General features: G+C 33.1%; 19 protein-coding genes and 1 riboswitch. All 19 genes read right to left on the bottom strand.

What is annotated here, in order from left to right; all coding sequences use genetic code 11:
• Positions 1–212: 212 nt before the first annotated feature.
• The 19 genes from HPY57_10215 to HPY57_10125 all read right to left on the bottom strand — a co-directional run bounded on the left by HPY57_10215 (position 213) and on the right by HPY57_10125 (position 25,057).
• The gene (locus HPY57_10215; GenBank protein ID NPV12154.1) at positions 213–2,711 is read right to left on the bottom strand and encodes a TonB-dependent receptor; all 2,499 of its coding nucleotides are present in this window, start codon (positions 2,709–2,711) and stop codon (positions 213–215) included.
• Between the two features lie 54 nt (positions 2,712–2,765).
• Positions 2,766–2,870, bottom strand: a riboswitch (TPP riboswitch).
• A gap of 17 nt (positions 2,871–2,887) precedes the next feature.
• Positions 2,888–5,254 carry a LysM peptidoglycan-binding domain-containing protein gene (locus HPY57_10210; protein NPV12153.1) on the bottom strand — a complete coding sequence of 789 codons (2,367 nt, stop codon included), beginning with the start codon at positions 5,252–5,254 and terminating at the stop codon, positions 2,888–2,890.
• Between the two features lie 132 nt (positions 5,255–5,386).
• On the bottom strand, positions 5,387–6,928 hold the full coding sequence (locus tag HPY57_10205; protein ID NPV12152.1) for an acyl-CoA carboxylase subunit beta: 1,542 nt from the start codon (positions 6,926–6,928) through the stop codon (positions 5,387–5,389).
• A gap of 13 nt (positions 6,929–6,941) precedes the next feature.
• Positions 6,942–7,598, bottom strand: a complete 657-nt coding sequence (locus tag HPY57_10200) for an MBL fold metallo-hydrolase (GenBank protein NPV12151.1) — start codon at positions 7,596–7,598, stop codon at positions 6,942–6,944.
• 119 nt (positions 7,599–7,717) lie between these two features.
• Complete coding sequence (locus HPY57_10195; GenBank protein ID NPV12150.1) at positions 7,718–9,214, bottom strand: Do family serine endopeptidase; 1,497 nt, start codon at positions 9,212–9,214, stop codon at positions 7,718–7,720.
• Between the two features lie 51 nt (positions 9,215–9,265).
• Entirely contained in the window at positions 9,266–10,012 is a 747-nt protein-coding gene (recO, locus tag HPY57_10190) for a DNA repair protein RecO (GenBank protein NPV12149.1), read from the bottom strand.
• Positions 10,009–11,016: an S-methyl-5-thioribose-1-phosphate isomerase gene (mtnA, locus tag HPY57_10185; GenBank protein ID NPV12148.1), complete on the bottom strand. Its 1,008-nt coding sequence runs from the start codon at positions 11,014–11,016 to the stop codon at positions 10,009–10,011. Before mtnA ends, recO begins: the two co-directional genes overlap by 4 nt.
• On the bottom strand, positions 11,013–11,924 hold the full coding sequence (locus tag HPY57_10180; protein ID NPV12147.1) for a sugar kinase: 912 nt from the start codon (positions 11,922–11,924) through the stop codon (positions 11,013–11,015). Before HPY57_10180 ends, mtnA begins: the two co-directional genes overlap by 4 nt.
• 204 nt (positions 11,925–12,128) lie before the next feature.
• Entirely contained in the window at positions 12,129–12,587 is a 459-nt protein-coding gene (locus tag HPY57_10175) for an NUDIX pyrophosphatase (protein ID NPV12146.1), read from the bottom strand.
• 7 nt (positions 12,588–12,594) lie between these two features.
• Positions 12,595–16,056 carry a hypothetical protein gene (locus HPY57_10170; protein ID NPV12145.1) on the bottom strand — a complete coding sequence of 1,154 codons (3,462 nt, stop codon included), beginning with the start codon at positions 16,054–16,056 and terminating at the stop codon, positions 12,595–12,597.
• A gap of 49 nt (positions 16,057–16,105) precedes the next feature.
• Positions 16,106–17,443, bottom strand: coding sequence for a nodulation protein NfeD (locus HPY57_10165; GenBank protein ID NPV12144.1), 1,338 nt, complete (start codon positions 17,441–17,443; stop codon positions 16,106–16,108).
• Positions 17,444–17,445: 2 nt separating this feature from the next.
• The gene (locus tag HPY57_10160; protein ID NPV12143.1) at positions 17,446–18,873 is read right to left on the bottom strand and encodes an RtcB family protein; all 1,428 of its coding nucleotides are present in this window, start codon (positions 18,871–18,873) and stop codon (positions 17,446–17,448) included.
• On the bottom strand, positions 18,870–19,292 hold the full coding sequence (locus HPY57_10155; protein ID NPV12142.1) for an archease: 423 nt from the start codon (positions 19,290–19,292) through the stop codon (positions 18,870–18,872). The genes HPY57_10160 and HPY57_10155 overlap by 4 nt, the downstream gene beginning before the upstream one ends.
• Positions 19,293–19,368: 76 nt before the next feature.
• Complete coding sequence (gene yajC / locus HPY57_10150; protein NPV12141.1) at positions 19,369–19,623, bottom strand: preprotein translocase subunit YajC; 255 nt, start codon at positions 19,621–19,623, stop codon at positions 19,369–19,371.
• A 49-nt stretch (positions 19,624–19,672) separates the two neighbouring features.
• Positions 19,673–20,827 carry a tRNA guanosine(34) transglycosylase Tgt gene (gene tgt / locus HPY57_10145; protein NPV12140.1) on the bottom strand — a complete coding sequence of 385 codons (1,155 nt, stop codon included), beginning with the start codon at positions 20,825–20,827 and terminating at the stop codon, positions 19,673–19,675.
• Positions 20,827–22,050, bottom strand: a complete 1,224-nt coding sequence (locus HPY57_10140) for an HlyC/CorC family transporter (GenBank protein ID NPV12139.1) — start codon at positions 22,048–22,050, stop codon at positions 20,827–20,829. Before HPY57_10140 ends, tgt begins: the two co-directional genes overlap by 1 nt.
• Before the next feature lies 1 nt (position 22,051).
• Positions 22,052–22,513, bottom strand: coding sequence for a hypothetical protein (locus tag HPY57_10135; protein ID NPV12138.1), 462 nt, complete (start codon positions 22,511–22,513; stop codon positions 22,052–22,054).
• Complete coding sequence (locus HPY57_10130) at positions 22,513–23,424, bottom strand: decaprenyl-phosphate phosphoribosyltransferase (protein ID NPV12137.1); 912 nt, start codon at positions 23,422–23,424, stop codon at positions 22,513–22,515. Before HPY57_10130 ends, HPY57_10135 begins: the two co-directional genes overlap by 1 nt.
• The gene (locus tag HPY57_10125) at positions 23,402–25,057 is read right to left on the bottom strand and encodes a methylmalonyl-CoA mutase family protein (protein ID NPV12136.1); all 1,656 of its coding nucleotides are present in this window, start codon (positions 25,055–25,057) and stop codon (positions 23,402–23,404) included. Before HPY57_10125 ends, HPY57_10130 begins: the two co-directional genes overlap by 23 nt.
• Positions 25,058–25,065 lie beyond the last annotated feature (8 nt).

Genomic DNA, 25,065 nt, shown 5'->3' with positions numbered 1-25,065 from the left:
AAATAAAAAATTTTTATTGTTGTTAAAATTTGAATCAACTTTTATCCATACTTCTATTAAAACTTATAATGAGGCTCAATTTTTATGATAAACTTTCATAATCTTTTTTGAATTAATAAAATGCATTCATTTTAAGGACGGAATCAAACTATACAAATAAAAAAGAGTTGCCCATAAAAGATGGACAACTCTTCAATAAATTTTAAATATCCTTATAGACTTAATTCAATTCCACCAAAGAAGTTTCTTTCGGCAGCAGGGAAAAATTCATTACCAATTCCATAAGCAGCATATAATCGATTGAATAAATTGTTAATTCGCCCAAATAAAGTCACCTTACCCAGATAAGGAACTTCTAATTTATATCTTGCATCAAAATTCACAACAAAATAATCTGGAACAATATTGTCCTTATAATTTACCATTCTTGGATACTTCGTCAGCAGTTCGTTAAGTTTATTGTCAAAATTATCAGTGAACTGTTTACCCACATAATTTGCAGTTAAACTTGCAAACAATTTATCATCATCGTAGGTTAATCGTAAATTACCGATCAATTCTGGTGAGTTTGGAATTCTAAATCCAGCTAGATCAATTTGAGCAACTTTCCTCTGGTTAGTAATTGGGTCTCGGTATTTCATGTAAATAAATCCTTTGTTCACAATATTTTTCATATAAGATAAATTCAGATTCAAAGAAACATTTTGAATTGGTCTAAGCTCACCTGAAAATTCAATTCCGGTGTGAGTGGTTCGATCTGCGTTACCAGTTTTGGGCTGCCCAAATCTATCCACCATTCCTCGTTTTATAATTTCATCTTTGAAATACATATAAAAGAGATTAACATTAAACGAATAAAGATTTGATTTTTTTGAAAAGCCAAACTCAACATTTGTAAGATTTTCATTTTTAACTAAAGGCTTAGAAAAATCGTAATTACCATTTGCATCTAACTCAAATTGCGGGACCTCACCACCACTTGATTCAGCGGCATCGTAATAATTTTTAAGTCTTGGTTCTCTCGAAACATTTGCAACATAACCATAAAAGCTCGTATTTGGATTTAAATCATAAACAAAACCAATTTTGGGATTTAAGAATAAGTTGTTGACCGTGAAGTCAGTTCCTACAAATTTCTCATCATAAAGGCGGGTTCGGTTATAAACTAACTGACTTTCTAAATTTATTTTCAAATTAGTCAGGATGTTTCGTTGATAGAAAATAAAGCCACCAAATACATCTTTTGCACCTTTATATTCATAATATCTCCAAGTTTGATCCGGACCAGCTGGCAACCCTTGAGCATACCAAACACTTCCCCAGTGCAATGAGCGGTGTCTTCTCAATTCTAATCCAACGATAAAGTCACCTAATGAAGAATTTAATTGCAGTCTTGGGATCCAACCAAAATGAGTATTATCCACATAAGCTCGAATTAAAGCATTGGAAAGATTGGGAGTTGATGCAAAACCATTTTCATAAGTCATTCTAAAGTAAGAAGTATCAGCCCAAGAGCCATCATAATCAAAAAATCCTTTACCCCAATAAGCAAAAAGTGCACTATTAAATTTCAAATTTTCTTGAATTTTAAATTCACTTAAAAGTTCAATATGAGGTTGATTAAAGTTTTCTATCTCGTTTACTCTTCTTGGAGTAACATAAGTATATTGTCCATTTGCATCTTCCCAGTAGGAATAATTTTTCTTTCTTTCAGTTTTATCTGAAATTGTCCACTTTGGAAGTCCAGTATAAGCAAGTCCATCTGCAATTGGTGCGCCGAAGATATTTAGTTGATTAGTCATATTCTCATCGTATCTAATAAAACTGACAAAGTAGCTGAAAAAATCGACCCACGAATTTTCCCGATAACCCGAAGAATTTATTTTACTCACTCGTGCGTATAAAGCGTAGTTATCAATTAATCCGGAATTAAATGACAACTTCAATTTTCGAGTATTAAATGAACCAAAACCCGATGTGAGTTTAATTTCTCTTTTTTGAGTAAAAGGTGATGTAATAATATTGATTGAACCTCCGATTGCAGGCGAACCAATTAAATTACTACTAACTCCTCTTTGAATCTGAATGTTATTAACATCCTCGAGTAAATCAGGAAAATCTATCCAGTAAACATTATGATCTTCTGGATCATTTTGAGGAATTCCATTTATCGTGACTGAAATTCTTCGTTGATCAAATCCACGAATGCTCATATAATTATATCCAAGTCCATTTCCATTTTCAGAATAACTAATTACTGAAGGAAACTCCGATAAGAATTGAGGGAAGTCCTGAATAGTAAATCTTTTTTCAATTTCGACTTTTGAAACATTGCTGTAAGTTATGGGAAGTAACCTTTCTCTACCTACCGAAGAAGTCACTAAAATTGTTTGAGAAGATAAAATATCCTGTTCAAGATAAAATTTAAGAGATTTATTCAGATCATTCTTCGTTAAGATTTGTGAAATAGTCTTGTACCCGACATAGGAGATTCTAATTAAAAATCTTTCTGGAATTGAAATATTAGTCAAGTTAATCTCGAAGTAACCATTTTTATTTGACGCTACTCCGATTTTTAACTCGGGCAGATAGACATTTGCATAGTCCAGCGGTTTTAATGTAGATTTATCATAAACAAAACCACTGACAGTTTGTGAAAAAGAGATGATTGGCGAGAGAATAAGGGCGAGAAAAAGAATAAAGCGTTTCATTTTTTCCTCCTTTAATTTTTGGTTACCGGTTTATTAACAACGGTCACCTCCAATTAAAGGAGGCGACCGTTTCCCTACGCTGGCATTACCCAGATCAGGTTCAGGGGTATAATCTCAGCCTATAAGTCAATTGACTTATAAGCACCCCCAACGGTCTGTAGATGTCAGCTTTTCAATTAACGACTGGACACTAAAATTTTTTGTCCAACTTTAATTTTATTTGTGCGAATATTATTAATTCTCTTCAATTCAGCAACACTCATTCTGTACTTCTTTGCAATAGAAATAAGAGTTTCTCCTGGCTTTACGGTGTGGTAAACTCTCTTTTTGGAAATCCTGTCACCTTTAGAAACTTTATCAACGTCCGGTGAGATAATAATTCGCTGTCCAGCGATAACTCTGTCGCCTTTTAAGTTATTCCATTCCTTCAAATCACTTATCGATATTCTAAATTTTCTTGAAATATCGCTCAAAGTTTCACCACGACGAACAATATAAAAATCTTGTTGTACTTTATTAATTGAAGCAAACTGGGCTTTTTCTCCTGTGCTTAATATCTTTAATCGTTGACCAATCCTCAAATAAGATGATCTTAAATTATTCCATTCCTTTAAGTCAGAAACGGATACATTGTATCTATTTGCAATGAGAGTTAAGCTTTCTCCTCTTTTAACTGTATGATAAATTTGCCTTTTCTTCACCTCAATCGAATTATTGCTGATATCTGCAACTCGTTTAATTGTCTCCTGCTCAATGGGTGAATAACTGGCTAATTGTTTGTAATAATGATATTTCTCATTTGGGACATAAATAATTAAAGTATCTCCAACGGATATCTTTCTATCGAAAGGAATATCATTCCAGATACGAATGTCAGTAATTCTTGTATTGAATGTTTCTGCTATTTTGGTCAGATTATCACCAACACGAACATCGTATTTCACCGGGCTTTTGCCGTCAACATTGTACGTCAACAGGTTGTTTTTATTGTTAATCGTAACTTCATCAGTATTTTGAGTTTGATCATTTAAATTGTTTGTAATTTCATTACCATTTGCTTGTTCGGATTGATTTTCTTCAGCCAAATCTTCATCAAATTCTTCGGTTTCATCCTCAAAATTTGGATAGTTGAAAGAAAGATTTTTGTCATTATAGGGAACCGGTATCTTTAGAAGAGCATTTCTTTTTAATCTTATTCTTTTAGATACATTATTAGCATCGGCAATTGCATCAGCAGTAGTCCCATAAAGTCTTGCGATAGTTGCTAATGTCTCTCCTCTTTTTACTCTGTGAAAAACAAAAGATTTTTTAGCCGATGGTGGAATTTGATCGTAGTTGTAAGCAAGATTTTTTACATAATTACCTTTTGGAAGTTTAAGAGGATAACCATCGGGAAAATTTGGAGGCACACATTCCTGAATTAGCTCAGCATTAAGATTGCGCAAAATATCATAGTCAACTCCTGCAGCTTTTGCAAGTGCATTTAAATCAAATGGATCTTTAACCAGAAAAGTTTCATACTCATAAGGTTCTTCGTATTGAATATTAGTAAAACCATACTTGGCTGGATCAGAGAATATGATTGTAATTGCGAGATATTGTGGGACATAGCCTCTGGTTTCTCGAGGCAGAGAATTAATAATTTCCCAATAGTTGTTTGAACCCAGTCGAGTTATTGCTCGTCTGATTCTTCCTTCACCTGCATTGTAGGCAGCAAGAGCCAAGTACCAGTCGCCTAAAGATTGATATAAATCTCTTAGATGTCTTGCAGCAGCACGAGTAGATTTTTCGGGATCTCTTCTTTCATCAATCCAGAAATTTGTTTCTAATCCGTAAAGTCTACCTGTGCCTTTAATAAATTGCCACAATCCGACTGCTTTAGCCCATGAAATTGCATTTGGGTTTAGACCACTTTCAATCACACTTAAATAAATTAATTCTTCGGGCACTCCTTCTTCGTTAAAAATTCGTCTCATCATCGGGAAATATCGACCTGAACGAGAAAGCCATCTTTCTGTTATACCTCTGCCTCTATCAGTAAAGAAATCAATAAATGACTGGACGTAAGAATTAACTTCAATCGGTACATTTTGAATTTGGACAGTTTTAGGAGTTTCAAATTTTGGATGCTTAAAGGTGCTAATTCGTTTACTTAACCACTCTTGTAAACTTGATAATGAAATATCTGACGGCAGTTCATCAACTCGATCGATTAATTTTTGGTAGTCTTCAATAACTGTTCTTTCTAGGTCAATATAATCAGGAAAATTTTCAATTCCCGGATATTCACTTACTCGATTTAGTAACTCAACTGCATTTTCATATTCTTTTAATGCACTTAGATTCTGTTTATCTTCTTCATATTTAATAGCCTTGATGTAAGACTGTCTTATTTGTTCTAATAAAGTTTCTATGATATCAATTTTTGGCTCTTCTTTTGGTACTTCTGCAGTAACAAATTCTTTTTTCTGAATTGTAGGATTAGTCGTACAAGAAAAAAATAAAAATGGAAATAGGGCGATTAAAAGTATTTTTTTATTCATCATCCTCTCAGAGTTTTTGATCTGTTCGCTTTATTTGAATTATTTGACTTGAATTTAAGTCAGTAAGAATAAAATGTCAAGATTTTTTTGAAATAAATACTATAAGTCTTTGTTTTTACTACAATTACAATTTTATAATGGAATGTTTCCGTGTTTTTTCCGGGGATTTTTATCGACTTTAGTTCTTGTAATTTCTAAAGCTTTTATCAATTTCTGTCTGGTTTGATCTGGAAAAATAACTTCATCAACATAACCTTTTTCAGCTGCAACGTAAGGATTGGCGAATTTTTCAATATATTGTTGGAGTTTTTTATTTAATTCTTCTTCTTGATTCTCAGAAGATTGAATTTCTTTCTTAAAAATAATCTCAACCGCACCTTTTGGACCCATTACAGCTATCTCGGCACTTGGCCAGGCAAAATTAAAATCTCCCCGAATATGCTTTGAATTCATAACATCATAAGCACCACCATAAGCTTTACGAGTTATTACAGTAATTTTAGGCACGGTTGCTTCACAAAATGCATAAAGCAGCTTTGCTCCATTTCGAATTATTCCACCCCATTCTTGATCAGTTCCAGGCATAAAACCAGGAACATCAACAAACACAATTAACGGAATATTAAAAGCATCACAAAACCTAACAAATCTTGCCGCTTTAATTGATGAATTAATATCCAGAACTCCAGCAAGAACTGCCGGTTGATTGGCTACAATACCGACTGATCTTCCTCTAAGCCTGGCAAATCCTACGATTATATTTTGTGCAAATGATTCCTGAACTTCAAAAAATTCATTATGGTCGACAATTAGTTTGATAATTTCTTTCATATCATAAGGCTGGTTTGGATTATCAGGAATAATCGTGTTAAGCTCAGGAATTTCTTTTTCAGGTTCATCGTATTCTAATACTGGAGGATCTTCATCACAATTTTGTGGAATAAATTCCATCAATTTTCGAATATTCATTAAGCAATCGTATTCGTTATCATAAACGAAATGAACTACTCCAGATTTAGTTGCATGGGTATCTGCCCCACCGAGCTCTTCGAAAGTTACATCTTCATGGGTTACAGTCTTGACAACATTAGGTCCAGTTACAAACATATATGAAGTATTCCGTACGATAAAAATAAAATCTGTAATCGCTGGGGAATAAACAGCACCACCAGCGCAAGGACCGAGTACTGCCGAAATTTGCGGAATTAGCCCAGAAGCCAAAGTGTTTCTTAAAAAAATTTCTGCATAACCTCCTAAACTTGAAACACCTTCTTGAATTCTTGCACCACCTGAATCATTTAATCCGATAACTGGTATACCGAGTTTCATTGCCATATCCATAATCTTGCAAATTTTTTTTGCATGCATCTCAGATAAACTTCCACCGAAAACAGTAAAATCCTGACTGAAAACAGCAACATCTCTCCCATTAATTTTACCAAAACCTGTTACAACACCATCACCATAGATTTTTTGATTAGCCATTCCAAAGTCATTGCATTGATGAACGACAAATTTATCTAACTCTACAAAAGAGTCGGGATCCAGTAAAATTTCAAGACGTTCACGTGCTGTTAATTTTCCCTTTTTATGTTGCTGTTCGATTTTATCTTTTCCACCACCTTCTTCGGCAATTTTATTCTTTAATTTTAATTCATTGATTTTATCTTGCATTGTCGACCTCGGTTTATTTTAGAAATGGATTGTATTTCCGCTCATGTCCAATCGTTGTTGTTGGCCCATGACCAGGAAGAATTTCAACATCATCATCCAGAGTAAAGATTTTGGATCTGATAGATTGAATTAATTGTTCTAAATCACCGCCCCACAAATCTGTTCTTCCAATACTTTCGAGAAAAATAGTATCGCCCGTAAATATTTTTTTAAGTTCTTTAATAAATAAACACGTTCCACCTGGAGAATGACCAGGAGTTTTAATCACTTCAATTTCAAAATTGTTTAATTTAATTGATTGAAATTGATGAAGATCATAATCTGGTTGAATAACTTTTGGTGCTGGAATTCCAATCATTTCAGATTGTAATTTGACATTTAAAAGTAAAGGTAAATCTGGCGAAGGAAAGTAGAATTGAGGATTAAAATGTTCTTTAAGAAATGCTATTCCAAAGATATGATCAATATGACCGTGAGTATTCAGGATCTTAGTCAATCTTAAATTTCTTTCTTTTATAAATCTTTCAAGTTCATCATCTTCAAATGCATTTGAATTCCCCGGATCTATGATTATTGCCTCATTAGATTGTTCATCGTAAACGAGGTAAGTGTTTTGCTCGAAATCGTTAAAAATAAATTTCTCTATTTGGACATTTAATTGTTTGTTCATACTCGTTCCAAATTATTTTGAATTCTCTGCAAGATAAAAACAAAATTAATGGTTTAAAAAAAAGAAGGCCCGGCGGGGCAACCGGACCTTATAGGAGGCGTTATGTTAGGGTAAGGAGGTTATTTGGGGATCTCTAAACCGATAAATCTGGCATTTCCTTGAGCGTCTCTAACTCTCAGTAATACTGCTGAGCCTTTGTTCTTAGAAATGATTTCATCGAACTCTTTAACCGAATCTATTTTCTTCTTATTCACTTCAACTATTACTAAATTTTCTCTAAGACCTGCATCAAATGCTGAGCTGATAGGTTCAACGGCGGTTATTAAAATACCGTTTTCTACGTTGTATTTTTTCAATTCACTTGAAGTTAAGTTTTTAACAGTCAAACCTATTTCTTTATAAGTTTTAGTTTGGATTGATTCATCAATTTTACGTTCTTCTTTTTTCTTTACCGGTTTTGTGTCAGCTTCATCTTCCTTTCTTGGTCTTAATGTAATCTCCTTATCAAATGTTTTTCCGTTTCTGAAGATTTTAAGCTTAACTTTATCACCGGCATGTTTACTTGCTACATAACTCTGCAAGTCATTCGGTTTATAGACTTCTTTACCATCAATTGAAAGAATTACATCACCTTCTTCAATACCAGCATCTTTGGCAGCGCCTCCTTCAACTAAGCCTTCTACAATAACACCTTGAGTTTTTTCAAGTCCGAGAGCTTTTGCTGTTGCATTATCAACTTCTCGAATTTGTACACCAATATAACCTCTTCTAACTTTACCGTAATCAATTAAATCTTTTGCGACCGTTTTAACAATATTCACAGGTATTGCAAAACCATATCCCTGATAATAACCAGTTCTTGATGCAATCGCTGTATTAATTCCAATAACAGCGCCATTTAAATCAACCAGTGCACCTCCAGAATTACCTGGATTAATTGCAGCATCAGTTTGAATAAAATCTTCAATGCCGTATGAGTCTTGTATCAATCTCAAACCACCACGACCAATTGCCGAAACAATTCCTGCCGTAACTGTTGATGTCAATCCTAGTGGATTACCAATGGCAAGAACCCATTGTCCAACTTTCACATCATCAGAATTTCCAAGATATGCGGGAGTTAAATTCTTTGCATCAATTTTAATTACTGCCAAATCAGTCAAAGGATCAGTTCCAATTAATTCTGCAGTGAATTTTCTTTTATCATTCAGAATCACATTTATTGATTTTGCATCTTTTACAACATGGTTATTAGTTACGATATAACCATCAGAAGAAATAATTACACCTGAACCCGTTCCCACCTGAGGTTGTTTTGGTAAATCTTTGAAGAATGGGAAATCCTTAAAAAATTCATGTTCAGGAATATCGACTATATTTTCATCCGTTTTGGTTTCAATATAGACCACTGTTGGGGTGACTGCCTCAGCAGCTTTGATAAATGCTTCGTTCAACTTTTGAACCTCTTGACTAACATTTACAGGAGAGTTTGGTGCGCCAATTTGAGATAAACCATAACCTGGTTTTACCCAATTAAAACCTGTTGCTAAAATTACTCCAAAAACCACACCCACAAAAATCAACGAGATTGTAGCGAATAATTTTTTTCGTTCCATATTTTCTCCTTAATTTTTTTTGCTTTTTACTTTAGCGTACAAAACAAAGTTTCAAAAAAGTTCTAAGGATTTGATTTTCTGAATTTCACTGACATGAAATCTTAGAAACTCAATTATAGGGATAAAAAGATGTTTAAAATTTTCTTCTTTCATTTCCATTACAAGGGAATAATTTTCTTGTAAAAATAGAGCAAGTACTTTTTTAGTTTCAAGTCCGAGATTTATTTGTGAATTTTGGTAATTCCTGCAATCACCACAAACAATCCCATAGTTTCTTGTAAATTCAAAATTTAATTCTGAAAAATTGATTACACGATTACATAACGGACAATTTCCAGTGTAAATCGGGTAACCTGCTATTTCACAAAGTTCAATCAGAAATTCATTAAGAATTAAAAACTTAGAATAAATATCTTGATTAAGACTATTCAGTTCTTTTGAAACAAGATTAAAAAGCTCTTCATTAACCTGGCCCTCATGCGAAAAAATATCTGTCAATTCGATAATCAAATAAGCAATTTTCAATTTTTCGAAGTCGGATTTGATTTTAGAATAATCTTCGATAAAATCCGCTGATGAAATATATTGTAATTCTCTGGTTGGCTTATCATAATAAACAAATTCAATTAAATTAATTGGATCGAGAACAGCAGACAATTTACTTTTAGGAGTTCTCACACCTTTTGCGATCAGATTAATTTTCCCGGACTTCTCAGAAAAAATTGTAATCAACTTGCTTGTCTCACGATATTTTCTTTTTCTTAAAACGAAGCCCCTGTCTTTCAAAATCTTTGTCATTTTGAAAAATTAAACGGTGATGAAAATACTTTTTCTTCTGTAATAATAGCGGTAATCAAATCCTTTGGTGTAATATCAAATGCAAAATTTAATGCGTTAATCTCTGTGTTTATGATTTTTTTATTTCCAAAAGTGAGCAATTCATCAGGATTTCTTTCTTCAACAATTATTTCTTCACCTGACGAAATTTGAGCGTCAATCGATGTTGAAGGTGCAGCAACATAAAAAGGAATTGAATGAAATTTTGCATTAACCGCAAGTGAGTAAGTTCCAATCTTATTTGCTGTATCACCATTCGCTGCAATTCGATCAGCACCAACAATAACAAAATCGACCAGTTGCTTTTGCATAAGATAAGCAGCAGTGGAATCGGTAATTATTTTATAATTGATATTATGTTTCTTTAATTCAAACGAAGTTAGTCTTAACCCTTGAAGTAAAGGTCTGGCTTCGCAGGCATAAACAATCTCAACAAGATTATTTCTCGAAAGTTCAAAAATTACTCCAAATGCAGTTCCAATTCCACCTGTCGCAAGTGAGCCAGTATTACAATGCGTCAGAATTCTTACTTTTCGATTGAAACTACTCGAAATAAAATCAAAACCATTTTTAGCAATCAGATTACAATACTCAAAATCTTTTTTATGAAATTCACGCGCAAAATTTAGAAGAGATTGATAGTTTTGGTTTGCTACTGATGAATAGAAAAATTCTCTTGCTTTATTTAATGCAGTGAAGAGGTTAACGGCAGTTGGTCGTGTATGTCTTAATCTATCAAATGCTTTTTCAAAATCAGATTTAGAATTTTTTACTGCTAAAGCTAAACCATAAAGTGCTGCAATTCCGATCAGTGGTGCACCTCTTATTTCAAGTTTTTCAATTGCTTCAGCAATTCTATTATAATCACTTGTAGAAATGTAATTCTCTTCATCAGGGAGTTTTGTTTGGTCAATAAAAATTAACGAGTCGTTTTCAAACTTTAATGAATAGAAATCAGTACTCATTGCTCAAAGTGAGTTATCTGAAAGAATTGATTAAATCGATCTTTTATTTTCAAATAATTTAGATCAAGTAAACCATCGACACTGAATTTTTCAACACAGAAAGAAGCGAGAACACTTCCATATATAACTGCTTTTTTTAATTCATCATCATTAATTGAATTAACTTTCGAAAGATATCCAACCATACCACCGGCAAATGTATCACCTGCACCAGTTGGATCGTTGATGTTTTCAAGCGGGTAAGCAGGAGCTGTAAAGATTGTGTCGTTTGTTATAAGCAATGCACCATGTTCACCTTTTTTAATTACAAGTTTTTTCGGACCCATTTTCAAAATGATTTTTGCCGCCTGAATAAGATTTGGATGCTTTGCAAGCAACCGAGCTTCTGAGTCGTTTACAACAAGCATATCAACCATTTTAAGAAGTTCATGCAGTGCTTCATTCTTTCGCTCAATCCAGTAATTCATTGTATCGCAAACTATAAACTTTGGGTTATGCAGTTGTTTTAAGACATTCATCTGTAACTCTGGATCGATATTGCCAAGAATTATGAATTTACTATCTCGATAATTCTCAGGAATAACAGGATTAAAATCCTTAAAAACATTTAATTCAGTCAATAGTGTCTCTCTTGAATTCATATCATAATCATATTTACCTGACCATCGAAAAGTTTTACCATTTGGAACAATCTGAAGTCCCTCTAAATCAACATGATGTTCTCTCAGCAGTTCGATATATTTTTTAGGGAAATCTTCACCAACAACTCCGACTAGGTTAACGACGGGACAGAAATAAGATGCAGCCAGTGAAATATAAACTGCTGAACCACCAAGTGCTTCTTCGACTTTTGAAAATGGTGTCTCAATAGTATCGAGACCAAGTGAACCAACTACTAGAATTGACAAATTTAACCTCGCTATTTGTTCCTGTTTGAATACAAATTTAAGCTAATTTTCAATATGATTTTTTTATACAAACTTAATGAGATCGTATAAGCCTAATAAATTTGTTAGTAACGAGATAAATTTTTCTTACATATTTTGGATCTACCTAACATTAGAGAGGCATTTTAAAATTTTTATCAATTAAAAATTTGCAACTAAAGTTTTTTATCCAAAGATTTTTATCAGTTTTTCTTTTGAATTAATCCAGTAGTCATTAATCATTCTGATTGACTTTTTCTGACCTTCCCAATTTAGAAGTTTCTCAGCTTCTTCGGCATTTAACCATTTGTATTCTGAGTGCTCTTCGGAGATCTTTATTTCAGATTTTTCATTCACACGGCAAAGAAAAACCGGGATCAGACAAACTTCATCAGTTTCTGATAAATAAACAGAATTAACAATCGGAACTGTGAATAACTCCTCAGCAATTAAACCTGTCTCTTCCTTTAATTCTCTCAATGCCGTTTCGTAAGCTTTTTCACCATCTCTAATTTTTCCAGTTACCATTTGCCAGATATTTGGATATTTTTCATTAGGTGATCTTTTTAGTAATAGAAACTTTAATTGATCATTTTCAATTTTCATAATATGAAGTTCGATGTAAGTTGATACAACTTTTGACATAGTCACCTCAAAAGAATGCTTTTACTTCTGCTGTTGCTGTATGAATAGGATTGTTTTTACCTTGAACTCGTCCATCATAGACAATACTTGCTTGAAAATTATTTGCAATTTGATAATCAAAACTTACACGCCATATATAATTTTTTCCAATCACATATCCTCGGGTTAATTCGAAGGGCAAATAGGAAAGGTTTTGATTTGAAATCATCTCAGTTCTTTCAATGCTGAAATTAAATTTTCCCCTCATTGAGTACATTATTGTCAGTGTCAGCTCTTGAGAATTTAAATCAATTATTGTTGGCGTTTGTGGATAAAAATCTTTCGATTGCCCAATTTCGATTTTAAATCCAGCTTCAACATTATTATAAGGGTAGTAAAAGAGTTTTGAATTGATTGTAACTTGTTTAATCAAAAAATTCCTGGATGAGTAAGCACTCGAGTATAAATTGTTTTTTGTAATATTAACTTCACTCTGATTTGCAAACTCCTTTACAAATTTCCATCTTATCCTTATCAATTTTTCCTGTTGAAACCTTCTTTCGTCTGTCAGGCTGAAACGAGAAAATCCTCTTCTCTCAATTAATCTAAGAAGTAGATTAAAATCAGGATCATATTCAAATAGATTTATATCTTGTTGAATTAAATTATTACCACGAATAGTAGTCGATTTATTTTGAAAAGTCTTCAAACGAATTAAATAAACATTTGATTCTTTTGGATCCGTACTGTTTTCTTCAACTCTTAAATAGGTTTCAGTCGACAAGGGTTTTATATACTTATAAATATTTTCATTCAAAGATAAATTTCTGAAATCAAGCTTTAGTCTTATGCTTGCTTTCAAATCAATTACAGGAAATAATTCATCAGTCGGGTAGGTCGTTAAAATGTAATCACCTTCAAACTTAGCAGGTTCAAATTCAAATTCATCAGCAATTCCATTTCCGTTTAAGTCACCTTTGTAAATGTATTGTCCTGAACCCTTCGGAACTCGTAAAAAGATTCTTTCAAGTTTAGCTGATCTTTGAGATGAAGCTTCATAGTACAGATCTGTCTGAAAAAATCTCTTAAAGAAAATTCCCCTGCCAAGATATTTTATTGCAAGTGATTGATTATTCAATCTGCCGGAAGATTTAAAGACTTCAGAATATTTTTTCTGTCTGAATGATAGATCAAGAGATGAACTAATACTGGAAATATTTTTCAATCTAAACCCTAATTGATAGATATAACTGTTTGCTTCTTCTTCAATGCTGTTATTAAATGGCAAGAAGTCTTTCCTGAAATTAAAAGCTGAATTAACATCCAAATATTTAATGAAAGATGAAAATAACCCTAATGTAAAATCATAAAATCTAAAGCTTGAATATAGAAGTGAGTCATTCACAATTTTGTCAATTTTATTTTCGATTTCCATTTTAAGGTAAGGAGTAAAACTTTGATGAGCGTACTTAATATTAAAATAATTTTTTTGGTAGTTCGAATTAGTTTGATTAGCTCGCGTTTTAATGCCAGAGAAAAAATAATTTAAATTTACTTGATCAAAAACTTCTGAATTAATTGATGCATTGAAGCGATTACTTGTAAAATCTATTCCTCTCTTCAATCTTCCGTAAGATAATTTCGAATCAAAATTTTTAGTAAAGAACTTAAAATCAAACTCTCTCAACAATTCATCTGAAATTTGATTAGTTAATCCTAAATTCCAATTTCGTTCGTATTCAACTTCGTAAATTCTTGTTAAGGACGAATAAGTTGCCTCGGTTTTTCTTTCAAAATAACTTGATGAAATACTTCCATCAACCAATGAAAAAATATTTACCCCGATTGAATCAAATGATAACTTATAATTATAAGCTTTACCTTTATTTTTCTCGTCGTCAATTGATGAAAATCGATTACGATCAAAAGACGATAAAGATAATTCTCCTTCTACTTTTATATTTTTTGTTATGAATATACTGGAATAAAAATTTCCAACTTGTTTAAGCTCCGGCATAGGGAGTAAAATTACAGGAGCATAATTTCCTTGATTTGGACCGATATATTTAAATCTTCCCAATCCAAGTTTAATGTAATCACCCTGTCCTTCTCCAATGTATGAAAAACTTACATTATAAAATGCTGAATCAGAACCTGGACTGAATTCAAAAAATTTAATCAATTCTCCTGCAATTAAAGTATCTCTCAAACGATAAACACCTGCTGGTCTTCCAGTAGAATCATAACCGACAAATTTAACTCCGCTTTTCGAAGCGGCTAATCGATTATTCCCGCTTTGAGCAAGAATTTGTCTGTCAGTTTCAGAAATTGAATATTCTATTGGTAAATCTTGATTATCACCTTCTCTGAAATAACTTAAACCAATTTGTATTTGGTCAGAGAAAGCAGTCGCATTAACAACAGAACCAAAAAAGTTTCTCTCAAATTTTCTATCAGAATATTCAAAATCAACTTTTATTCGTGATGCATTTGTGATTACAGTTCTTGGAGTAAAGTAAATTTCACCAGTTGAGTAATCAATAATGTAATCATAATTTTCACCTCTCACTTTTTCTTCACCATTGATGTAAACTTTTTCAGTTCCTGCAAGAACGATTATATCCCTTTCGTTATTTTCACCTGTCAATCGGTATGGACCTTGAACACCATCAATCCCATTAAATTGTTGTGATTTGAATTTTCCTCTTGCACTTGCGTAGGCAATGCTGGCAAAATTTTTTTTGTTAAGAAATGCAGTTGAAGTCAGTCCCTGAAGTTTTTTATCAACGATACCAAAGTTTCCAATTCTCTGAGTGAATTGAAAATCGCCAAAAGTTGCCTGAGCATTTTTATGTTTTAATTCAATGTAAACTTTATCAATTTCTTGAATATTTCGAGTATTTCCTTCAGGTTGAATTGGAGAACTTTGATCAGAAAGAACAGCAGCAACTTCAATATCATCGCTTAATTGACCTGCAAGTTGAAGTCTCAAACCTGAATTGAGAGTGAAATCTTTATTCGAGCCAACGGAAAAACCGCGAGTTAAAACTCCGCTTCTTTCAATTTTAGAGCCAAAAATATCGTCTGCAATATTTGTTGATTGAGTTTTTTTTATCGCTATGATTTGACGTTTAGAAATGGTATCAGAAAATATTTGAGGAGAATTTTTTTTAATTATTTCTCTTTTAATCGGGAAAACCTTGTAGGTAATTATCAAATTTTTATTAATGTATCTGTCATTATTCACATTGAGTGTTTGATTTAATCTATCAAAAACATAATCATCTTTAAGAAGCTCAATTGAATCTATTTTCATAGAAATAATTGAATCTACAGGAAATGGAAAATCATTAAGAGAAATTGTTTTTGATTTTAGTTGGATGGTATCGGTATAAATATTTTTTTCAGATTGAGCATATAAAGAAGAAAAACTGAAAAGAAACAGGCAGACTAAAATTAGTTTATTTAAAAATCTTTTTTTTGATTTCATTTCTCAAAAGTATTAAAAAGGTAAAAAAAAGAATGCCTGTTTCTTCTCCTTAATTTATTTTTCTAACAATGATCTTCGAGCCAATAACCTCAGTCACGATAATTTCTTCATCCTTTTTAATAAACTCGCCTTCCGATACAACATCATATCTTTTCCCATCAATCAGCGCAATACCTGCAGGTCTGAGAAGTGATATTGCTTTTCCTTTTTTTCCGACCAGAAATGATAAATCAGGATTAGAAACAAACCCTTCGTTTTGAGTTTCGGATGTCGAAAGAATTAATCTTCCCCAGACAGGAACTCCGGGTAAAAATTTCCAGAGAATAAAAAGAAAAATAACAGAAGCAACAAGTGAAGCGGCAAGCTGAATCAAGGCATTTGAAATTTCATTTTCAGAAACTATGGGGAAATCGCCAATCAAACTAAAAAAGATTGCTCCAACCATCATTATTATTCCAAGTATACCAGCCAATCCAAAACCTGGTATATAAAAAATTTCAATTAACAACAATGCAAGTCCAATGATAAAAATTAAAATTTCCCAGATGTTTGCCAGTTGAAGGATGTAGTTGGTTCCAAAGAACAATGCAAGGGAGATTAAACCAATCGTTCCAGCAATTCCCCATCCGGGAGTTTTGATTTCAGTCAATAAACCAAGAATGCCAAGCATTATTAAAATTCCACTTATAATTGGATTGCTAAGAAATCGAACAACTTTTTCTGCCCAATTTATTTCGGAAGAAATTATTTCGGAATTTTGAAGATCAAAATGAGTTAGAAGTTCTTTTAGGTCCGAAGCAACGAAATCACAGTATCCAACTTTGACGGCTTCTTCCGTTGTAAGCGTGAGTAATTTAGTTGAGTCATCTAATTCAGGAAAATCTTTAACAACAATTTTTTCATCGACCATTGCTTCAGCAATATCTGGTCTTCTGCCGTTCCGTTCTGCAGTTGACCTCATTTCTGAACGCATATATGACTGATACTTTTCCGTTGCTTTTGTTCCAGATTGATCAACGACGGTTGTTGCACCAATAGTTGAACCTGGAGACATTACAATTTTTTTTGCCGCGATTGAAATTAAAGCACCGGCAGATATAGCTCTTTTATTAACATATGAAATTGTCAAAATCTTTGTGTTAATAATTGCATCACGAATTTGAGTTGCCGCATCAACTCTGCCGCCAAAAGTATTGACCATTAAAACAATTGCGGATGCATTATTTTCTTCTGCCTCTTTAATAACTCGTTCAACATAAGGAGCAATGCCAAGATCAATGTCTCCGCTTATGTCAATCAAATAAACTTTCCTCTTTACTTCTTCAGCATTTGAAAATGAAGCTATGAAAGAAAAGAATGTTAAAATCAGAAAAAACCTTTTAATCATAATTAACCTTTAATTACACCGATTGGTTTTAATTTGGCGACTTTTTTAGAAATGCCAGCTTGATGTACAACTTCTACAACCTGGGAAACATTTTTATATGCTTCTGGAATTTCTTCGGTGATTCCCGATTTAGTTGTCGCTTGAATGAAAACTCCCCTTTCTTTTAGTTTACTAACAGCTTCTTCAGCTGACATCATTTTTTTTGCTTTGTGTCTTGAAAGAGTTCTACCAGCACCATGACAGGTTGAGCCAAATGTTTCTTCCATTGCTTTCTCGGTTCCAACCAGAACATAAGAATAAGTTCCCATACTTCCAGGAATAATTACTGGTTGACCAATCTCACGATAAACTTCTGGTAATGCTGGATGCCCTTTCGGAAATGCGCGTGTTGCACCTTTACGATGAACTAAAACTGTCATCTTCTTTCCAAAAACATTATGCTCTTCAACTTTTGCAATATTGTGACAGACATCATAAACAATTCGTACTTTGTCAGTTTTAAATAATCGTTTAAAAACATTCCTGACATTGAAAGTAATCAATTGACGATTATTGAATGCAAAATTTGCCGCCGAAGCCATTGCTTGCAAATATCTTTTTCCTTCTCTGGAATCAATTGGAACGCATGCAAGCTCTCTATCTGGAACCTTAATTCCATAGTTTTTCATTGCTGCGTCCATTTCTTTTAAGTAATCTGTACAAACTTGATGACCAAGTCCTCTCGAACCTGTATGTATCAATACAACAATTTGATTTTTGTGTAAACCAAAACCGCGCGCGACTTCTTCATCAAAAATTTCTTGAACAATTTGCACTTCAGCAAAGTGATTTCCTGAACCAAGTGTACCTAATTGATCACGACCTCTTTCCTTTGCCTTATTAGAAACCATATCGGGATTAGCATTTGGAAGTCTACCGTATTCTTCGATGAAATCTTTATCCTCTGGTTTTGCATATTTATTCTGTATTGCCCAATCAATTCCGAGTTTCATAACTTCATCCAGTTCAGCGTAGCTCAATTTCAAATCACCGCCTCGACCTGTACCAGAAGGAATTTCGTGAAAAAGTTGTTTAACCAGCTCTTCTAATTTCGGTTTTACATCGTCAAATTCAAGATCAGTTGCAAGCAAACGCACACCACAATTAATATCGTAACCAATTCCACCTGGTGAGACCACTCCTTCTTTCAAATCAACTGCAGCAACTCCGCCAATTGCAAATCCATAACCCTGATGTGCATCGGGCATACCAAGTGAATATCCAACAATGCCTGGCAATGATGCAGTATTTGCAATTTGTTCAATAGTTTTATCATTTTTTATTGATTCGAGCAAGTCTTCGTCAGCATAAACAATGCCGTCAACCCGCATGAACGGGAAATTAGATTTCGGAATTCTGTATTTATAGTCAGTGATTTTTTCGATTATCATATATCAACGAAAAATTTAATTTCTGTTTGATTTTCGATTTCTTTGATTTCAAGTTGATGAAAAGTTACAGCTTTAACATAAAGATGAATTGGGAAATTCTGATAATCAAATTGACAAGGTTTATATCTTAATTTCAAAAAATTATTACTCATTTCAAGAATTTCTGGTTTCAATGGAATTATTTTTTTTGTATCAATCAAAAATAAGATTTCATTCAAAGTATCGACAAGCAGACTTTCTCTATCAATGCTCGAAACCTCCAAAACTTCGTAATCTGAATTGGAATCGAATTCTATCAGAGATTTACCAAAAATTATTTCAAGCAAACCATAGATTGATTCAACAAATGCTTCTTGAATGCTTGAAGACTTAACCTCAATTCCGATATCTGAAGTGTGATCCAGAAATTTGTACGACATATTTTCTATTCGAAAGTTTTATTTAAAAATAAAAAAGCCGAGAAAAATTCCCGGCTATAAGAAAGATAAATTCAATTTAATCTTTTAGAACAGTTGCAACAGCAGATTTTTCAAATTTTAGTTTTACATTATCGGCTACTTGAACAATAACTGTCCTATCATCTATTTGAGTTATGACGCCGTAAATTCCACTGGACATCACAACTTTATCACCTTTCTTTAATTCGCTAAGCATTTTCTCTCTTTCTTTCATTCGTTTTTGCTGCGGCCTTATCATCAAGAAATACATTATTAAGAAAATTGCCGCAAACATTATAAGAGTGCTTAACATACTGGCGCCTGGATCTTGTCCCGGCTGCGGAGCAAATAATAATACTGAGTTAATCAATGATTTCCTCCTTATTTATTGTTAGTTTCTGTGAAATTTTTTCAACTTTTTCTTTCTTCCATTCAGAAAATTTATCTTCAAGAATCATTTTCCGAGCTTCTGACATCAAATTTAAGTAAAATCTAAGATTATGAATAGAAGCTAATTGTAAAGCTAAAATTTCTTTCGCAATAAATAAGTGTCTTAAATAAGCACGAGTAAAATTCTTACAGGTATAACAGTCACATTCATCATCAATTGGAGATGGGTCATCTTTAAATTGACTATTCTTAATTGAAAGAACTCCTTTGCTGGTAAACAAATAAGCATTTCTTCCGTTTCGAGTAGGCATAACGCAGTCAAACATATCAACGCCACGTTCAATTGCTTCAAGTAAATTTTCTGGGCGCCCAACTCCCATTAAATATCTCGGTTTGTTTTTGGGCAGCAGATCGGTAGTGAAATCAGTAATTTCATACATTTCTTCAGTTGACTCACCAACAGCTAATCCTCCAATTGCAAAACCATCAAAATCAAATTGAGTTAAATCCTCAGCAGAAATCTTTCTTAAATCTTTATAAACACTTCCTTGAACAATCCCAAATATGAATTGTTTATGATCATAAATTGGAGAAGTTGAGTGGAAATATTCATAAGCTCTCTTAGCCCATCGAGTTGTCAGCTCGACAGATTTTTTCACATAATCATATTGAGCAGGATAACCCACGCATTCGTCTAACACCATCATAATATCAGAACCAATTGATCTCTGAATATCCACAACTTTCTCAGGTGAGAAAAAATGCAATGAGCCATCGATGTGAGATTTGAATTCAACTCCATCTTCACGAATTTTTCGAAGCTCAGACAAACTATAAATCTGGAAACCGCCGCTATCAGTTAAAATTGGTTTATTCCAGTTAATAAATTTGTGCAGTCCACCAAATTTTTCTAAAATTTCTGTACCAGGTCTTAAATAAAGATGATAAGTATTTCCAAGAATTATTTGTGTACCAATTTCTTCAAGTTCACGATGTTCTACAGCTTTAATTGCACCTTGAGTTCCAACAGGCATAAAAACAGGTGTTAATATATCTCCGTGAGAAGTATGAATTATTCCTGCACGAGCCTTAGAATTTTTATCTGACTTAACTAATTCAAAAAACATTACAATTCTTCTCTCTTTAACTCGGTTAATTTTACAAGTTCAATTTTATTGGGCGTGGCTTTAATGATTGTAATTTTAAATGTATCAAGAATAAACTCCTCACCTTCCATAGGAATTTTGCCCAAACGATTGATGATGTAACCACCAATTGTTTCGTATTTACCTTCTGGAATTTGAATACCAATCTGTTCCAAAATTGCATCAATCTCAACACGACCGCTGATTAAATAAGTATTTTCTCCAATTTTCCTGCAGATATTTTCATCAACATCATATTCATCTTTAATCTCACCTAATAGTTCTTCTATCAAATCTTCTGTTGTAACTAAGCCAGAAGTTCCGCCATATTCATCGACAATTATTGCAATAGAAATTCCCTCTGATAAAAATTCTTTCAAGAGTTCAATGCTCGGTTTAGTTTCAGGATAAAAATTTATAGGTCGCATAATTTCGACAATTTCATTGAATTCAGTAAAAAGATCATTTAGATAAACAACTCCACGAATCGTATCAAGTGAGCCTTCATAAATTGGAATTTTCGAATATCCACTTTCAATAAAAACTTGATAAAGTTCTTCTTTGGTTGAATTAATATCACAGGCAACAATTTCAGTTCTTGGTCGCATTGCCTGACTGACTTTTTGATCGCCAAGTTCAATTACTCGGTCTATTATTTTTTTATCTTCTTTATCGACTGCTCCAGCTTCAAGGCTTTCTTTCAATAAAATTTTTATATCCTCTTTTTCAAGAATTTGAGGTAAGTCAAAAGAGATTTTTAATTTTTGAAGAATAAGTTTCGAAACACTTTCAAGTAACTTGACAATCGGAAATAGAATTAACCGAATAAATCTAAATGGATATGAAAAATAAAGAATTGCAATATCGGCTACTTCTTGAGTGAAAGCTTTGGGAATAATTTCTCCAAAGGTTAAAAGGATTAATGTTGTAATTAATAATGTTGAAATTTCAGATAGATGAAAAGTCTGTTGTAAGTAAAGTCCAAACAGCGAAGCAAATGTGATGTTGGCTATATTGTTGGCAACTAAAATTGTTACTAATACCTCTTCAGGATTTTGTATGATCCTTCTTGCCGCTTGAGCACCAGCAATATTTTGTTTTGCTCTTATTTCAATTTTAATTTTATTGGCAACAATAAAAGCTATCTCTGTCGCAGAAAAATATGCTGAACCAATTAAGGCAAGTATTAAAATTACAAACTCCATTTTAATAAACTATCTCAAATTCCTGTGACTTTAAGAAAAATTTTTGTGAGTAAGTCTTACTATCCATTCTAAAAAAGATCGTTACAGAAAAATTCACCTGTCTAGCATTCTGAGGAATTTGTCTAATAAGTCCAAGATGTTTCAAAGTTTTAAGATTTTTAATTTCCCCTGAATCTAAGAAAAAACTTGAAGAGTAATTCCCATCTTTGAATGATAATACCTGATCATTAGATAAAACAAGTTCATAAATTATTGAATCAATCTCTACTCCTTTGCTTGAAACATTTTTCAATTCTAAATCCAGATTGACACGAAACAATGATTTTGAATCGACTTTAGGCATTGCATCAAACCACATATCAAGCTGTTCATTTTTTATTTCAAAGACTTTTGGATCTTCTGTTTTTGAAATTATGAAACATCCAGCACAAAAAATTAAAATCAAAATTAAAAAACTTCGCATCACCACAACGAAATATTAAACTTTTGTTTATATATAATGCCAATTGAAAACAAAATCCAGAGCAGAATGTTAATGATCATTGGTAAATCTGAAGTCACAATATATGTTGGATTTTCTCCAAGATTCTTCTTATGCACTAAATAAAGATATCTGAAAATTCCATACACAACAAACGGAGTTGTAAATATCAAATTTTCTGTATGGAATAACTCTTTTGTTCTTTCGGAGACAGTATAAAGCGCATAAGAGATTACAGTACCCGCAGCTGCAATTGTAGCCATTTGATCTGCAAAATTGATAGAATACTGTTCCAGAACTTTTCTCGTGCTTGAATTATTATCGATTACAGCAAGCTCACTTCTTCTTTTAGTCACTGCAAGAAATAATGAGAGAAATAAAGTTGTAAGGATTAACCAGCTTGAAATGTAAACATTGATAACCCAACCACCGGCAATTATTCTAATCATAAAACCGAAAGCAATGAAAAAAATATCGAGCAAAACAATCTGCTTTAATTTGAAACTATACAGGATATTAATAATGAAATAAGTTGCGATAGCAATTTTAAACTTCGTGTTCAAATTGTAAGCCAGGCTGACCATTCCAATGAAGAAAATTAATGAAATCAAAATTGCAGTTGATTTAGAAATTTTGCCTGAAGGTAATGGACGATTTTTCTTTACTGGATGATTTTTGTCCTGTTCAAGATCGGCTATATCATTTATTATATAAACTACGCTTGAAATAAAACAGAATGCAATAAATGCCTGAATAACTGTAAACAAATAATCAGTCTGAAACAAATGATGCGAAAAAATCAGCGGTGCAAATAAGAAAAAATTTTTAATCCACTGTTTTACACGAATAAGCTGTAAAAGATCTTTTATTTCAGAAAACAATGCTTTCTTCATAAATACCATAAACTTTTTTGAGTTCATCAACCATTTCACCTAGAGTTACATAATTTCTTGCACAATCAAGCACATAAGGCATAATATTTTTCTCATCAACAGCAGCCTGATGCAATGCTTCAAGTTTTTCTTTTACAATTTCATTATTTCTTTCCTGACGAAGTTTTGCTAAAGCTTCTCTTTGTTTGATTTCAACTTCTGGCGGAATGTAAAGAATTGGAATTTCAATTTTTTCTTCCTTCTCCACAAACTCATTAACACCAACAATTATTCTTTGCTTTTCTTCAATCTCTTTCTGATAACGATAAGCTGCATTTGCGATCTCTTTCTGGAAGAATCCCATTTCAATAGCTGGGATTACCCCGCCAAGTTCATCAATCTTTCTGAAATATTCATTTGCTTCTTCTTCCAGACGATTTGTTAAAGCTTCGATATAATAACTTCCTCCGAGTGGATCGATTGTATTAATCACACCCGTTTCATAAGCAATAATTTGTTGAGTCCGCAATGCGATTTTAACAGCTTTCTCACTGGGAAGTGCGAGTGTCTCATCCATTGAATTTGTATGTAAAGATTGAGTTCCGCCTAATACAGCTGCAAGTGCTTCAAAAGCTGTTCTAATAATATTATTTTCAGGCTGTTGAGCTGTCAACGAACATCCCGCAGTTTGAGTATGAAATCTTAGCCACCAGCTTCTCGGATTTTTTGCTTTGTAAACTTCTTTCATCCGTCGAGCATAAATTCTTCGAGCCGCTCTAAATTTTGCTATCTCTTCAAAAAAATCTAAGTGAGAATTAAAGAAAAACGAAAGTCGTGGTGCAAATGAGTCTACATCCATACCTCGTTCAATACACGCTTCGATGTAAGCAAATCCATCAGCAAGTGTGAATGCGAGTTCTTGAGCCGCAGTTGAACCAGCTTCACGAATGTGGTAACCTGAAATTGAGACGGGATTCCATTGTGGAACTTCATTGGTGCAGTATTCAATCATATCGACAATAATTTTAAGCGAAGGTCTCGGCGGAAAAATGTATTCTTTTTGAGCGATGTATTCTTTCAAAATATCGTTCTGTAAAGTTCCTCTTAATTTTTTGAAATCAACGCCCTGTTTTTCAGCAACAGCAAGATAAAAAGCGAAAATCATTGCAGCTGGTGAGTTAATAGTCATAGAAGTTGAAACTTCACCGAGTGGAATTCCATCAAAAAGTTTTTCCATATCAACAAGTGAAGAAACCGAAACACCACAAATTCCGACTTCACCTTCTGACATTGGAGCGTCTGCATCCCAGCCCATTAAAGTTGGTAAATCAAATGCAACAGAGAGACCCGTTTGCCCATGTTCAAGTAAATACTTAAATCTTTTGTTTGTGTCTTCAGGTGTTCCAAATCCTGCAAATTGCCGCATTGTCCACAATCTTCCCCGATACATATTTTTATGTATTCCACGAGTAAATGGAAACTCACCGGGAAAACCAAGATCTCTTTCGTAATCAAAATCTCCAAGATCATCAGGAGTGTAAAGAATTTCTACCTTATTGCCGCTGATTGAGTTGAAAGTGATTGGAATTGTTGGCTGAGATTCAGCCTCTTTTTTCCATTGGAGTTTTTTCTCCTTTAAATCATTGTTTCCCATTTTTACCC

Source organism: Ignavibacteria bacterium, assembly GCA_013177855.1.
Classification (GTDB): Bacteria; Bacteroidota; Ignavibacteria; order Ch128b; family Ch128b; genus Ch128b.
This window is presented reverse-complemented; position numbering and strand designations above follow the sequence as displayed.